The organism is Nonomuraea turcica, assembly GCF_030718205.1.
Classification (GTDB): Bacteria; Actinomycetota; Actinomycetes; order Streptosporangiales; family Streptosporangiaceae; genus Nonomuraea.
In genome coordinates this window covers 1,028,568-1,041,644 of sequence record NZ_JAUZQF010000001.1, presented here as the reverse complement: position 1 = coordinate 1,041,644, position 13,077 = coordinate 1,028,568, and the positions used below count along the sequence as shown (strand labels likewise).

Below are 13,077 nucleotides of genomic sequence, written 5' to 3'. Positions count from 1 at the left end.
GGGGCCGTCCTGGACAATCGGCGGATCCGGAGAGGAACCGCCCCCTTCTAAGTTTCTCGGGTGAAATCCCTCCTGATCGCCCTGTACGCGGCCACGGCCGTCGCCGCCCCGACACCCGCGATGACCCCGGTCGCCATCGACACCTACATGCGTGACGCGCTGGAGGCCACCGGTCTGCCGGGCGTGTCCGTGGTCGTCACGCACGGCGGCAAGGTCGTCCACGCGGCCGGCTACGGCCACGACTCACAGGGCCGCGCGGTCACCGCGAACACACCGATGCGCGTAGCCTCGGTGAGCAAGTCGTTCACCGCGATAGCGGTCATGACGCTCGTGGAGCGCGGCAAGATCAAGCTGGACGAGCCGGTGGCCGCCCAGCTCCCGGGCTTCAGGATGACCGACCCGCGTGCGGCCCGGATCACCGTGCGGCACCTGCTGAACCAGACCTCCGGCCTGTCGGACACCACGGTCGACATCCGCGAGCTGGACAGCTCCACCTCTCTCGCCGATTACACCGCCCGCCTGGCCGACGACGGGCTACGTGCCGACCCCGGCACGCGTTGGGAGTACTGCAACGTCAACTACAACCTCGCTGCCCGGCTGGTCGAGGCCGCCAGCGGCCAGGGCTTCGGCGACTATTTGCGCGAGGGGGTCTTCGGCCCGCTGGGCATGAAATCCAGCGCCGTCAGCGATCAGGTCGTCAAGCCCGCCGACGGCCACAACTCGATCTTCGGCGCCTGGCTCCCCCGCCCTGAGCTTCCCGCCTTCCTCAACGACAGCGGCTCGGGAGGTGTCATCACCACGGCCGCCGACATGGGCAAATGGCTGATCGCCCAGTCCGGGAACGGCCACCCCCTCGTCAAGCGGCAGAGCCTGGAGACCATGCACACGCCCACCGACCTCCGGGACTACGGCATGGGCTGGGGCTTGGACCAGGAAACCGGGCAGCTCACGCATTCCGGCAACCTGTTCACCTACACCGCCGTCGAGGCAATCTCCCCCAAGACCGGCTACGGCATCGCCGTCATGACCAACAGCGCGGCACTGCACGACGACACCTACGACATCATGCTTGGGCTCACGGCCATGAGCGAAGGTCGGACGCCGGACCGGCCGGGAGGCGGCCGGCACCTGTTCGAGCTGGTGCTGGGCGTCATCGCGCTGGTCGCGCTGGGCCTCGGGACCGTGGGGGTGGTCAGAGCCCGGCGCTGGGCCGCTTTGCGGACGGGCAAGCCGTGGTGGCGGACGGGTCTGCGCCTGGTCCCCATGATCGCGCCCGCGGCGGTGCTGGCGGCGTACCCGGATCTTCTGTCCTTCCTGATGAACGGGCGCACGGTCACCTGGGCGCAGCTCACGTACTTCCCCGCGCCGATGTCGATCACGTTGCTCGTGACGGCGCTCGCAGGCGTGCTTGTAGCCGCTGTCAGGATTTGTGTACTGCGCTGGGGCGGACCTGGTCGGTCGTCGTCACCTGCCGGCCCGCTTCGAGCACCGGTTCCCGGCCGGAATTAATTCGGTTGCGGCGGGTTCCGGATGCCCCGTACCTTCATGGACATGCGCCTTTACGTGTAATTCGCAGCGTCAGTCCGTCCCGTCCGTCCATCCAGACGCGGCAGCTGAGCATGTCGACCGGCCTTCGTTCGCGAGTGAGCCGCGTTGTGACTTACGTAAAGGAGCCTCTTATGCGAGTTCGCGCAGCCAAGAAGGGCAAGAAGACCCCGGCCTTCCCCGGCCGGGAGATGCCGCCCGCACGCCGGCAGATGCCCCGGATGCCGCAGCGTCCGATCGCGCCGCCCCGGCGCATCCCGCCCAAGGGCCGCTGAGACTACTACCAGGATGGGTAGTTAGGGCGAGCGCCGCCTCCCTCGTTACGCCCGGAGGCGGCGCTCGCAACCCGTTACAGCCTTTCGATGATCGTGACGTTGGCCTGGCCGCCGCCCTCGCACATCGTCTGCAGCCCATAGCGGCCGCCCGTGCGCTCCAGCTCGTGCAGGAGCTTGGTCATGAGGATCGCGCCCGTGCCCCCGAGCGGGTGGCCGAGTGCGATGGCTCCGCCGTTGGGGTTGACCTTGGCGGGGTCGGCGCCGAGCTCGTGCGTCCAGGCCAGCGGCACCGGCGCGAACGCCTCGTTGATCTCCACGACGTCGATGTCGTCGATCGACAGGCCGGCCTTCTGCAGGGCCCGCCGCGTGGCGGGGATCGGCGCGGTCAGCATGTAGACGGGGTCGTCACCCATGAGCGCGAGTTGGTGGATGCGGGCGCGGGGCGTCAGCCCGTGGTCCTTGACGGCCTGCTCGGAGGCGATCAGAAGCGCGCCGGAGCCGTCGGAGATCTGCGAGGAGGTGGCGGCGGTGATCTGGCCGCCCTCCTTCAGCGTCTTCAGCGAGGCCATTTTCTCCAGCGTCGTGTCCGCGCGCGGGCCCTCGTCGTCCTCGACGCCGTTGACGGGCTCGATCTGGTCCTTGAAGTGGCCGTTCGCGATCGCCTTGGCGGCCCGCTGGTGGGACTCGAGCGCGTACTGCTCCAGCATCTCCCGCGTGTAGCCCCACTTCTCGCACATCAGCTCCGCGCCGCGGAACTGCGAGATCTCCTGCTTGCCATACCGCTCGACCCATTTCTCGCCGAACGGGAACGGCATGCCCTTCTCCAGGGCGGCCGTGATCGAGGAACCCATGGGGACGATGCTCATCGACTCGACGCCGCCGGCCACGACAAGGTCCTGGGTGCCGGACATGACGCCCTGGGCGGCGAAGTGGATCGACTGCTGCGAGGACCCGCACTGCCGGTCGATCGTGACGCCTGCGGTGGTCTCCGGCAGCCCTGCCGACAGCCAGGCGTTGCGGGCGATGTCCATGCTCTGGGGGCCGAACTGCATGACGCACCCCAAGATGACGTCCTCGACCGCCACCGGGTCGACGCCGGTGCGGTCGATCAATGCCTTCAGCGTGTGAGCGGCCAGGTCAGTGGGGTGGACGGTGGAAAGGCCGCCCTTCTTCTTGCCGACCGGGGTGCGGACCGCCCCGACGATGTACGCCTCTGCCACGGTGCCTCCTGAGAACCGAGCATTATTCGGTTACTAGAGGCAGGGTACAACAGAATGACGTTCGGCCGCTGCTCACGCCGGAGGCAGAAGGTCCTCCGCCGTGTCCACCCGGAACCGCCACCGGTCCACGACCAGCCCGTTCAGCGCCTCGGACAGCTCCAGCGCCAGCGTCCCCAGCTTGACCTGCTCGTCGCCGCGCAGCTCGATCGCGGTCAGCTCGGTGGCGAAGGGCAGCAGCTCCTGCACGGCCGGAGGCTGGCCCTTCTGCGGGACCAGGACGGCCTTGATGTCGCCGGCGGTGAACGTGAACTCGTCGTCCTCCTGCGGCTCCAGCAGCGGCGCCAGCTCCTCGGCGGTCGGACGGACCGGGAGGATGACCGCGGGCCCCGTCTTCTCCTCATCGGACGGGTCGCTCACCTCACCCCGGCAGACCGCGAGCCCCTTGAGCCTGAACGCGATGCCCTCGGCCAGGTAGCGGTCGAAGAAGTCCAGCGGCAAAGGCCCTTCGGCGGCCACCCGCACCGCCCAGACCTTCTCCAGCTCACCGCCCGCCAGGTCGGCGTCCGCCTCCACGGCAGCGCTCACTCGGACGTCGGTGGCCACGATGTCGTCGCCGTCCTTCCTGGCCCCTGGGTCGGCGAGCTGGACGATGCGCAGCAGCTCGGCCGGATCAGGTTTGGCCGGCAGCGCCGCCGTGGGACCAGTACGCAGTCTCCGCTTCGCCATCCAGCCCATGCCCGCCTCCGCGCTCAGCTTCGATAGGAGCTTGTCATCGTCGCGTAGACGATGATGTTGTCGGTGTAGTGCCCGGTACGCCGATCGTAGGTCCCGCCGCAGGTGATCAGGTGAAGCTGGGCGTTGTCCTGCGGCCCGTAGACCCGCTGGGTCGGGAACGTCTTCTTGTTCGCCTGCTCCACGCCGCCGACGGTGAAGACCGCCGTGGTCCTGTCCTGGCGCTTGACCTCGATGATGTCACCGTTCTTGATCTGGAACAACGCGCTGAACACCGCACTGCGCGTCCTGGTGTCCTTGTGTCCGAGCAGCACGGCAGGACCCGCCTCACCCGGGGTGGACATGTTCCGATACCAGCCCACCAGGTTGGGGTTGTCCGGCGGCGGCACCTGGATCGTGCCGTCCTTGGCCAGGCCCACGGACCTGATCGGCGCGTTGATCCCCAGACGCTTGACCACGATCCGGACAGGGGTGGACGGCATCATCGGCGGCGCCGGGTTGATCTGCGGCAGGGGCGGCGGCACGTCCGGCGCCGCCTGGAACAGCGCCTGCTCCGGCTTGCCGCTCTGGTTCGGCTGCGACGGCAGCGCCAGGCTGTCCCTGTTGTTCGACGCGAGGCCGTACTCGTCCGGGGAACGGAGCACGATCAGCAGCCCGGCCACCACGGTCGCGACGCCGGCGATGGCGGCCACGATCAGCACGGTCCTGAGCGCCGTGCTGCCCTTGTGCTCGGGCGGAGGCGGCGGTGCCGCCCCGCCGCCACCGTACGGGTAGTAGCCGGACACTGCGGTCAGCCCCGGGTGGCGTTACGGCGACGCATGAACAGCCCGCCCACCGTCGCGGCCGCGATCAGCGCGGTGCCGGTCAGGATGAACATCCGCCCATCAGGCCCCATCTCGCCACCGGCCCCGGTGTCCGCCCCTTCCTTGGGGGTCTTGGACTTTTCAGTCTTCTCGGGCGGGGTGACGGTCACCGTCGCGGTGCTGGTCTTGGTGGGCTTGGGGGTGCTCGTGGTCGGGGTCGTGGTCGGCGTGTTCGAGGTGGTCGGGCTATTCGTGCCGGTGGCGGTGCTGCCGGTCCCCACTACCAGGGTGGCGGCAGGGCCGGAGCCGGAGGCTGTCGGCTGGCAGTTGTAGCTGCCACCACCGACCTGAAGCGCGAAGCCGCCGCCCTTGAAAACCACCGTCCCGCTCGCGGTCGGCGTGACCACCATGGTCATCGTGGGGATCGGCACGGGAGCGCCCTGGCTGATCCCTGTCGCGGGTGCGACGGCACCGGTCGCCACAACCTGCGTCGAAGGCACCGGTGACCCGCTGGGGCTGACGGTTCCCGACGCCGCCACGGTGCTGCTCGGACTGATCGAGGCCGCTGCCGTCAAGGCACCGGTCGACGGCTGGATGATTTCCCACGTGAGGGTCGCTGTGGAGCTGGGGCTCGGCTGCGCGGCCGGAGTCTTCACCTCCATGGAGAAGGTCACGGTCGCCGCCGCGGCCCCGTCTGAACCCGTGCAGGAGTAGACCACGGGGACCGGGGCCGCAATAGCAGCCACCACGGGTAGCCCACCAAAGATCCCTGCGCCTAGGACGGCCATAGCGGATGTCTTGAGGGCGAGGCGGCGCCTCGCCTTGGACGTCTGCACTTCCATCTCCATTCAGCGCAGTATCAACAGTCGTGCCAGAATCCCAGCCGTTTGTCACGGTTAGGTTGAGATCTTACGAACTGTCCCTGTCAACTTCCGGTAAACCGCCAAATCGGCCACAGCTACCTCGGTCACCCCTTCTTCTTGGACAACGTCGCGTACACGATGATGTTGTCCTGGTAGCTGTGCGCCCCCTTGTTGAAGACACCGCCACAGGTGACGAGCCTGAGCTGGGCCCCGCTGGTGTTGCCGTACACGCGCTTGGTCGGGAACGTCGACTTGCTCACCTGCTCGATGCCGCTCACCGTGTACCGCGTGACCTTGCCGTCCGACCGGTACACGTAGATGTGGTCACCCTTGGCCAACTCCGACAGCCGGGCGAAAACAGCAGGACCCTTGCGGGTGCTGACGTGCCCGTTGATGATCGAAGGCCCGGCCTCGCCGGGGACCGGCGAGAAGCGGTACCAGCCGGTCTGGTTCTGCTTGGTCAGCGGCGGGGTGCCGAGGTTGCCCTTGATGTCCACCGTGACCGGTCCCACCGGCGCGTTCACCTTGATCTTGGGGATCTTGATGCGAGCCGGCTTGGCCTTGGCCTTGGCGACCTTGGTCTTGGGCACCGGGATCGGAGCCACAGTCGGCACGGCGGCGAGCGGCGGCGGGGCGTCGAGGCGGGCCGGGGTAAGGCCGGACGGACCGCCAGGGCCGACGGTCGGCGGCAGCACGAACGCGCCCGCGTTCTCGATCTGCACGGTGGACGGCTCGTCCATGGCAGCGACGCCGGGTCCGGAGCCGTCGTCCACCGCGGGCGCCAGCGAGAGCAGACCCACCATGACGGCGCCCACACCGGCCAGCGAGCCGGCGATGAGCAGGCCGGGCACCGCCTTGTTGAGCGGCGACTTCTGCTGCTGCTCGGTCATTACTTCACACCTCCGGCGTGCACGGCGCGGCGGCGCCACAACAGCAGGCCTCCGGCCGCACTGCCCATGATCATCGCGGATCCGCTCGCGATCAGTCCGTACGCTCCCGTGTCCGCGGGCGGATCGGGCGCCTCACCGGTCTCCACTCCGCCCTTGGGCGTCTTGGCCACCTGCGGTCTCACATACTTCGTCGCCGTCGGGGACACGGACGTCGTGGTGCTGGTGGTCGGCGTCGCGGTGCTCAACCCCCCGGGGACGACGGCCACGATCGGGGGATGGATGTCCTGCGACGTGGGGTTGCTCGTGGGCGTGTTGCTGACGCCCGGCGTCCCCGTGCTCGTGGGGTTGGTCGGCGGCGTGTTCGTTGGTGACGTGGGGGGCGGAGTCGTCGGGGGCGTGCTGCTCGGCCCGCCCCCGACGGTCACCACGATCGACCCGGGAGGGCTGGCGGGCGTGCACTTCGCGCTGTGGAAACCGGTCGGGTTCTGAGCCGTGGCGGTCGAGACCTCGAACGCGTCCAGCCACATCGGCTTGGCCGAACTGGTCGAGGCGTTCTCGACCTTGATGGTGTGCTTGCCGTATTTCAGCGGCGTGGGCGACTCCCACAGCACTTTGCCGCCCTCAAGGTCATCATTGACCGGATCGTCGTTGGCGTCGCGCGAAGGATCGACCGTGGCCCGCTTGCTGCCGTCGATGTAGATGTTGACGGGTCCCGAGTCCTTGTCCGTCGGCCCGATGTACTTCACGCTCGTGCCGACGAAGGTCAACTCGGCGGAGGCGCCCAGCTGGGTGGTCTCGTGCAGGTCGTTGTGCACGTGGTGCTCGGAGGACGGGAGGTCGTCCCGCGGCACCCACGTGCCGTTGTAGACGATCATCATGTCGCTCGGATTGTCGGCATCGTCACCGTCGTTGATGACCACGCTGTTGTCCGGCGGAGTAAAGTCGAGGTCGATGTCCTTCGGGGTGATCCTGATGGTGCCCGTCCTGTTGATCAGGCCGGGGTCGTTCAGCATCGGAGGCAGGCCGAGGGGGGCGTCGGGGCGCAGCTCCTTCTCAGGCTCGGCGCTGCCCCTGGGCTGGAGGATGCCCTGCCAGTCGCTCTTGAGCTCGAGGTTTCCGATGGCATGCACCTGTCCGCCAGGTCCGAAGTAGCCAGGCGACTGGAACGTGCTGCCGTCGCCGGTGTACTCCAGCTTCCAGGAGTAGTTGAGGGGCCCGCCGACCACGAGATCCGTCTCGAAGGTGAGGTAGGTGGTCAACTTCACCGGACCGTTCCGAACAATGCTGCTCGTACCGGTCTCCGTACAGATGTACTCGACCTCGAGATCGGCCGGCGCCGCCGATGCGGGCAGGTTGGGCAACACCACTACGCCTAACGCCGCCACGGAACCGACCGATGCGGCGATCCACGCCTTGCGCCACCGACTCACGGAAGACTCCGATCACCCACGAAATAGACCGAGGGTAGATCTTAGGGTTGAAAACACCCGCAACACATGCCTAATGAGGCATCTTCCTGCACTTGTGATGAAGACGTGTCCAGCACCAGAATTCTGTTCGGGAGGCGAGGATGGAAAGAGACCTCTTCGACGAGGAACATCTGCTGTTCAGGGACACGGTGCGCGAGTTCATGGCCCGCGAAGTGGTGCCGCACCACGCGCAGTGGGAGAAGGACGGCATCGTTCCGCGCGAGGTGTGGAAGAAGGCCGGAGAGCTGGGCATGTTCGGGTTCTCGGTCCCCGAGGAGTACGGCGGCGCCGGCGTCACGGATTTCCGGTACAACGCTGTGATCGTCGAGGAGATCATGCGGCACGGCGCGACCGGGCTCGGCTTCTCGTTGCACAACGACGTCATGGCCCCGTACGTGGTCGATCTCACCAATGACGAGCAGAAGCAGCGGTGGCTGCCCGGCTTCGCCAGCGGCGAGCTGATCACCGCGATCGCAATGAGCGAGCCGGGCGCGGGCAGCGACCTGCAGGGCATCAGGACCACTGCCGTCCGCGAAGGCGACCACTACGTCGTCAACGGGCAGAAGACGTTCATCACCAACGGCATCAACGCCGACCTCGTGGTCGTGGTGGCCAAGACCGATCCGGAGGCGGGCGCCAGGGGGACGACGCTGATCGTCGTGGAGCGGGGCATGGAGGGGTTCAGCCGGGGGCGCAACCTCGAGAAGGTCGGCATGAAGGCGCAGGACACCGCCGAGCTGTTCTTCGAGAACGTCCGCGTGCCCGTCGCCAACCGCCTCGGCCCGAACGACGGCGAGGGATTCTTCCAGCTCATGCACAACCTGCCCCAGGAACGCCTGTCGATCGCGGTGGCCGCGGTGGCCGCGGCGGAGGCCGTGCTGGGGCAGACCATCGAATACTGCAAGACCCGCCAGGCCTTCGGCCGCAGCATCGGCTCGTTCCAGAACACCCGGTTCGTCCTGGCCGAGCTGGCCACCGAGACCGAGATCGCCCGCCACTACGTCGACAAGTGCATCCTGGCGCTCAACGCCAAGCAGCTCACGGCGGTGGACGCGGCCAAGGCCAAGTGGTGGACGACCGAGTTGCAGAACAAGGTCATCGACCGCTGCGTCCAGCTCCACGGCGGATACGGATATATGACCGAATACCCGGTCGCGAAGGCGTGGCTGGACAGCCGCGTCCAAACCATTTACGGCGGCACGACCGAGATCATGAAGGAGATCATCGGCCGGTCATTCGGGTTTTAGCACCTGACGCGCGGGCCGCCGTCCGACGCCGCATACTGGACAGCATGGACGGCGGCCTGATCCTCCTGGTCTTCCTGGCGTTGCTCGTCGCTTGGGGGCTCAATCGTGTGCGCCGGGCGTTCCGCCTGGGTCCCGTGGGCTATGCCGGCGTGATGATCGTGTTCATCATCGCCATGCTGCTGGTCTGGGGCCAGACGAAGGTCTAGGCGAGCGCTTCGACGAAGCGGGTGAGCAGCCGGGCGAACTCGGCACGCTCGGCCGCCGACCAGCCCTCCATCGCCGTCGCGAACGCCGCTTGCCTGGCGCGATGCGCCTGTTCGAGCGCGGCGCTCCCCTCGTCCGTCAGCACCAGGCACGACCTGCGGCCGTCCGTCTGATCGGCCTCGCGCCTGACCAGGCCCGCCTCCACGGCCGCGGCCACCAGCCGGCTCGCCCGCGGCTGGTCCACGCTCAACGCCTGCGCGACCGCGGTCACGGTGACGGGCTCGCGGGCGGCCTCGATCACGTCGAGCACGTCGTATTCGGGCCCGGCGCCCTGCGCATTCGCCAGCACCCGCCTGCTCTGCCTGCGCCTGATGGCGACCATCGACTGCTCGATCGCGCGGAGCCCGGCATTTTCCTTGTCTTTATGCATATAGTTGCTATCGTACATGCATGGAGAAGCACATCGGCTACTGGGTGAAGAATCTGGATATGGTGCTGGAGAGCGCCATGGACGACGCGCTGCAGATGTCGCGGCGCGAGTGGCAGGTGCTCAACACCGTCGCTCATGACGCCCGGCCGGAGGAGCTGGCGCCGTTCCCCGGGGTGGGTGAGGCCGTGGAGCGGCTCACCGCGCGCGGGTGGCTGGTGGACGGCCGGATCACCGAGGCCGGCAGGGCCGCGCACGCGGAGATCGCCGAGCGGGTGCGTGGGTTCAGGCAGCGGGTGGGCGCGGGTGTGACCCCGGAGGACTATCAGGTGACCGTGGACGTGCTGCGTCGCATGGCCGCCAATCTCACGGCTTCATGAAGCCGAGGCCTCCAGGAGGACGCGGGCCACGAGGTCCGGGTCGTCGCTCATCGGCACGTGCCCGCAGCCCTTCAGCAGCTTGACCCGCTGCCCTGACCACCGCGCCGCACGCACCGCCTGGCGGCACGGCAGCAGGCGGTCGTGCTCGCCCCACGCGATCGTGATCGGCGTCTTGGGCGGCGCAGGCGGCATCACCCCGGCGAACGACTCCAGCGTCTCCTCGAAGCCGGTCGAGGCGGCCAGCGCCCGCGTGGCCGCGATCAGCGCGGCCGGCTCCATCCGGGACGGGTGCGCGACCAGCACGCCCGTGGACAGGGCGCGCAGGAACGGGCTCTCGGCCGTCCTGACGGCCTGCTCGGGCGGCATCGCACGGGCGGTGGCCCGCAGCGCGCGCAGCACGGTCCGGCAGTAGAGCAGCTCGGCACGAGACCAGAAGCCGGCCGGCGACAACGCGGTCGCCGTGCGTACGACGCCGCGCGAGGCCAGCTCCAGCGCGATGTAACCGCCGAGCGAGTTGCCCGCCACGTGCGGCTCGCGCACGCCCAGCAGCGCGCAGAACGACTCAACCGCATCGGCCAGCGACTCGGCGGTGTAGGGGGTGCCGTCAGGCAGCCCCGGCGACGCCCCGAACCCGGGCAGGTCGATCGCGATCACGGTCCTGGAGGCGGCCAGGCGATCCAGCACCGGCGACCAGGCCTGCCAGTGGTGGCCGATGCCGTGGAGGAGGATCAGCGACGGACCGCTGCCCCGCCGTTCGAAGGCCAGCTCCATACGGCCAGTGAATCATTCACCTGCCGCGCGTGGGAATCTCGAACCAGACCGCTTTGCCTTCCCTGGTGGGTCGCGAGCCCCAGCGTCTGGCCAGCTGGTCGACGAGGTAGAGGCCGCGCCCGCCCTCGTCGTTCTCCCCCGCGCTGCGGATCCGCGGCAGGCGCAGGTCCTGGTCGAAGACCTCGACCCAGACCGACTCCTCGCCCCTGCGCAGCCGCAGCGTGAACTCCTTCTCGCCGACCACTTCGTCCTCGAAGCCCGGCATGTCCCAGGACTCCTCGAACGGCAGCGGCGGCCCCTCCACGACCAGCTCCCTGCGCGGCACGCTGGCGCTGGCGGCGTGCAGGACCACGTTCGTCACGACTTCGGAGACCAGCAGGCAGGCCAGCTCGGCCCGCTCCTCGGGTACGTTCCAGCCGGCGAACGCCTCCGAGGCCATCCGGCGCGCCTCGCCGACCATGATCGGCTGGGCGGGGAACGTGCGCTCCTCGACGTCGAGATCCACGTCGCTGGAGCGCACGACCAGGATCGCCATGTCGTCGTCGATCTCGCCGGGCACCGCGACCGTGGCGACGTCGGCGATGCGCTCGACGTCGGCGTCGGCCATCTTGGCGAGCTTGTCGCAGAGCACGCCGAGCGTCTCCTCCTCGCTCGGCATCCTGCCGTCGCGGCCGGGACGGCGGTCGACCAGGCCGTCGGTGTAGAGGAGCAGCGCCGCGCCCGGCGGCAGCGTGCGGGTCTCCTCCTTGTAGACCAGGTCGGCGTGCATGCCCTTGGCGCGGACGCCGAGCGGCTGGCCGACCTCCTCGATGTCCAGCTCGACGCACTGGCCGTCGACCAGCAGCAGCGGCGGGGCGTGGCCCGCGTTGGCGAAGGCCAGCTGCCTGGACCAGGCGTCGTAGACGAGGTATTGGCAGGTCACGATGGGCGGGATGCTGACGTCGGCGCCGTTGTCGTCCTGCTCGGGGGTGGCGATGATGCGGGTCCACTCGTCGAGCCTGGCCAGGATGTCGGCGGGCGACTTGTCGTCCTGGGCGAAGGCCCGCAGCGCGGCCCGGAGCTGTCCCATGATGGCCGCCGCCTTGGCGCCCCGGCCCTCGACGTCGCCGATCACGATGCCGACGCGGCCGGCGGACAGCGGGATCACGTCATACCAGTCGCCGCCGACCTGCGTCTGGATGCCCTGCCCGTGGGAGGCGAGCGGCGCGGCCGGGTAGTAGCGCACCGCGATCTCCAGGCCGTCGAGCTGCGGCAGCGCCCGGGGCAGCAGGTATTTCTGGAACGACTCCGCCGTGTGCCGCTCCTCCTCGAACAGCAGCGCGTTGTCGATCGCGAGCGCGACCCTGGTGGCGATGGCGCCCACGAAGTCGCGGTCGAAGGCGTCGTAGTGGGGGCTGCGGCGGTCGGTGAGGTTGGACAGGCTGAGGTACATCAAGCCGAGGGTCTCACCGCGCACCAGCAAGGGGGCGACGATGGCCGAGGTCATGCCGATCTCGCCGCATAGCCGCGCGCTGTCCTCATGGGGGGCCGGGTAGCTGCTGGAGGAGAAGTCCTCGACGAGGATGGTCTCCTGACGGCGCAGCGCCGTGTCCGCGTAGTGGCCGGAGGGGTAGCGGATCTCCGCGCCCACCGGCTTCCATGTTCCCGACGGGGGCGTCCACCCCTGCACGTGTTGTGAGACCCGGCGGACGAGCCGGTCACCCTCCATCAGCTCGATGAAGCAGTGGTCGGCGAACTGCGGGACGAGCATCTCGGCGACGCGCTTGAGCGTCTCCTCGACATAGAGCGAGCCGGCCAGCCGCTCGCCGATGCGCTCGAGCAGCCCGAAACGGTCCTTCTCCCGCTCGTTGCTCCGCAGCGCCTCGCGGGCCATGATGACGATGCCCGTCACCGAGCCCCCCGGGTGGCGCAACGGCACAGCCTGGGCGCGGACGTAGACGATGGTGCCGTCGCCGCGCTTGACGTCGAACGTGCCCTCCCACACGCCGCCCTTGAGCACGTGCTTGGCCAGCTCGATCGCCAGGGGGTGGTCCTTCTCCATGATCCCGAGGGACAGGACGGACGTTCCCCTCGAAGGGGCGCTGTCCGGACGGCCGAACAGCTTCTCGGCGAACGGGTTCCAATAGAGGAGGTTGCTGAAACGGTCGGTGACGACCACCGCCATTTCCGCATGGTCTAGCACGGATCCGGCAGCAAGGTGATCAGCCGCATCTTGTGACAGATCCCCCCAACGCTTCATCCGGAGACCACT

General features: G+C 68.6%; 15 protein-coding genes. 6 read left to right on the top strand and 9 right to left on the bottom strand.

The features are described from left to right. Window positions 1-60 precede the first annotated feature (60 nt). Complete coding sequence (locus Q9G87_RS05605; RefSeq protein WP_305915078.1) at window positions 61-1,509, top strand: serine hydrolase domain-containing protein; 1,449 nt, start codon at window positions 61-63, stop codon at window positions 1,507-1,509. Window positions 1,510-1,679: 170 nt separating this feature from the next. Next, the gene (locus Q9G87_RS05600) at window positions 1,680-1,820 is read left to right on the top strand and encodes a hypothetical protein (protein ID WP_305915077.1); all 141 of its coding nucleotides are present in this window, start codon (window positions 1,680-1,682) and stop codon (window positions 1,818-1,820) included. 74 nt (window positions 1,821-1,894) lie between these two features. On the opposite strand, the gene Q9G87_RS05595 is transcribed toward Q9G87_RS05600, so the two are convergent. The 4 genes from Q9G87_RS05595 to Q9G87_RS05580 form a co-directional block, all read right to left on the bottom strand. Continuing rightward, window positions 1,895-3,040 (bottom strand): acetyl-CoA C-acetyltransferase, encoded by a 1,146-nt coding sequence (locus tag Q9G87_RS05595; protein WP_305915076.1) that lies wholly within the window; start codon window positions 3,038-3,040, stop codon window positions 1,895-1,897. A 72-nt stretch (window positions 3,041-3,112) separates the two neighbouring features. After that, window positions 3,113-3,766 (bottom strand): hypothetical protein, encoded by a 654-nt coding sequence (locus Q9G87_RS05590; RefSeq protein WP_305915075.1) that lies wholly within the window; start codon window positions 3,764-3,766, stop codon window positions 3,113-3,115. A 23-nt stretch (window positions 3,767-3,789) separates the two neighbouring features. After that, entirely contained in the window at window positions 3,790-4,557 is a 768-nt protein-coding gene (locus tag Q9G87_RS05585; protein ID WP_305915074.1) for a class F sortase, read from the bottom strand. 5 nt (window positions 4,558-4,562) lie between these two features. After that, on the bottom strand, window positions 4,563-5,006 hold the full coding sequence (locus tag Q9G87_RS05580) for a hypothetical protein (protein ID WP_305915073.1): 444 nt from the start codon (window positions 5,004-5,006) through the stop codon (window positions 4,563-4,565). Between Q9G87_RS05580 and Q9G87_RS05575 the strand changes: the two genes are divergently transcribed. Continuing rightward, window positions 4,993-5,289: a hypothetical protein gene (locus Q9G87_RS05575; protein WP_305915072.1), complete on the top strand. Its 297-nt coding sequence runs from the start codon at window positions 4,993-4,995 to the stop codon at window positions 5,287-5,289. The two genes, Q9G87_RS05580 and Q9G87_RS05575, sit on opposite strands and share 14 nt — an antisense overlap. Before the next feature lie 253 nt (window positions 5,290-5,542). Here Q9G87_RS05575 and Q9G87_RS05570 read toward each other — a convergent pair whose 3' ends face one another. Both Q9G87_RS05570 and Q9G87_RS05565 read right to left on the bottom strand, forming a co-directional pair. Then, window positions 5,543-6,328 carry a class F sortase gene (locus Q9G87_RS05570; RefSeq protein WP_305915071.1) on the bottom strand — a complete coding sequence of 262 codons (786 nt, stop codon included), beginning with the start codon at window positions 6,326-6,328 and terminating at the stop codon, window positions 5,543-5,545. Further along, window positions 6,328-7,758 (bottom strand): hypothetical protein, encoded by a 1,431-nt coding sequence (locus tag Q9G87_RS05565; protein WP_305915070.1) that lies wholly within the window; start codon window positions 7,756-7,758, stop codon window positions 6,328-6,330. The genes Q9G87_RS05570 and Q9G87_RS05565 overlap by 1 nt, the downstream gene beginning before the upstream one ends. 140 nt (window positions 7,759-7,898) lie before the next feature. On the opposite strand from Q9G87_RS05565, the gene Q9G87_RS05560 reads away from it, so the two are divergent. Further along, window positions 7,899-9,044 (top strand): acyl-CoA dehydrogenase family protein, encoded by a 1,146-nt coding sequence (locus Q9G87_RS05560; RefSeq protein ID WP_305915069.1) that lies wholly within the window; start codon window positions 7,899-7,901, stop codon window positions 9,042-9,044. 44 nt (window positions 9,045-9,088) lie between these two features. Further along, complete coding sequence (locus tag Q9G87_RS05555) at window positions 9,089-9,250, top strand: hypothetical protein (protein WP_165977497.1); 162 nt, start codon at window positions 9,089-9,091, stop codon at window positions 9,248-9,250. Here Q9G87_RS05555 and Q9G87_RS05550 read toward each other — a convergent pair. Continuing rightward, window positions 9,247-9,678: a MarR family winged helix-turn-helix transcriptional regulator gene (locus tag Q9G87_RS05550; RefSeq protein ID WP_305915068.1), complete on the bottom strand. Its 432-nt coding sequence runs from the start codon at window positions 9,676-9,678 to the stop codon at window positions 9,247-9,249. The two genes, Q9G87_RS05555 and Q9G87_RS05550, sit on opposite strands and share 4 nt — an antisense overlap. Window positions 9,679-9,698: 20 nt before the next feature. Here Q9G87_RS05550 and Q9G87_RS05545 point away from each other — a divergent pair, with 20 nt between their 5' ends. Then, complete coding sequence (locus Q9G87_RS05545; protein ID WP_305915067.1) at window positions 9,699-10,055, top strand: MarR family winged helix-turn-helix transcriptional regulator; 357 nt, start codon at window positions 9,699-9,701, stop codon at window positions 10,053-10,055. On the opposite strand, the gene Q9G87_RS05540 is transcribed toward Q9G87_RS05545, so the two are convergent. Beyond that, window positions 10,050-10,826 carry an alpha/beta fold hydrolase gene (locus Q9G87_RS05540; RefSeq protein ID WP_305915066.1) on the bottom strand — a complete coding sequence of 259 codons (777 nt, stop codon included), beginning with the start codon at window positions 10,824-10,826 and terminating at the stop codon, window positions 10,050-10,052. The two genes, Q9G87_RS05545 and Q9G87_RS05540, sit on opposite strands and share 6 nt — an antisense overlap. Window positions 10,827-10,842: 16 nt before the next feature. Then, window positions 10,843-13,065, bottom strand: a complete 2,223-nt coding sequence (locus Q9G87_RS05535; protein ID WP_305915065.1) for an ATP-binding SpoIIE family protein phosphatase — start codon at window positions 13,063-13,065, stop codon at window positions 10,843-10,845. Window positions 13,066-13,077: the final 12 nt, after the last annotated feature.

Excerpts from the sequence above, each read along its gene's own strand:
- Q9G87_RS05600 (WP_305915077.1), top strand. The coding sequence starts at position 1,680 with ATGCGAGTTCGCGCAGCCAAGAAGGGCAAGAAGACCCCGGCCTTCCCC.
- Q9G87_RS05590 (WP_305915075.1), bottom strand. The coding sequence starts at position 3,766 with ATGGCGAAGCGGAGACTGCGTACTGGTCCCACGGCGGCGCTGCCGGCC.
- Q9G87_RS05570 (WP_305915071.1), bottom strand. The coding sequence starts at position 6,328 with ATGACCGAGCAGCAGCAGAAGTCGCCGCTCAACAAGGCGGTGCCCGGC.
- Q9G87_RS05560 (WP_305915069.1), top strand. The coding sequence starts at position 7,899 with ATGGAAAGAGACCTCTTCGACGAGGAACATCTGCTGTTCAGGGACACG.
- Q9G87_RS05555 (WP_165977497.1), top strand. The coding sequence starts at position 9,089 with ATGGACGGCGGCCTGATCCTCCTGGTCTTCCTGGCGTTGCTCGTCGCT.
- Q9G87_RS05550 (WP_305915068.1), bottom strand. The coding sequence starts at position 9,678 with ATGCATAAAGACAAGGAAAATGCCGGGCTCCGCGCGATCGAGCAGTCG.
- Q9G87_RS05545 (WP_305915067.1), top strand. The coding sequence starts at position 9,699 with ATGGAGAAGCACATCGGCTACTGGGTGAAGAATCTGGATATGGTGCTG.
- Q9G87_RS05540 (WP_305915066.1), bottom strand. The coding sequence starts at position 10,826 with ATGGAGCTGGCCTTCGAACGGCGGGGCAGCGGTCCGTCGCTGATCCTC.
- Q9G87_RS05535 (WP_305915065.1), bottom strand. The coding sequence starts at position 13,065 with ATGAAGCGTTGGGGGGATCTGTCACAAGATGCGGCTGATCACCTTGCT.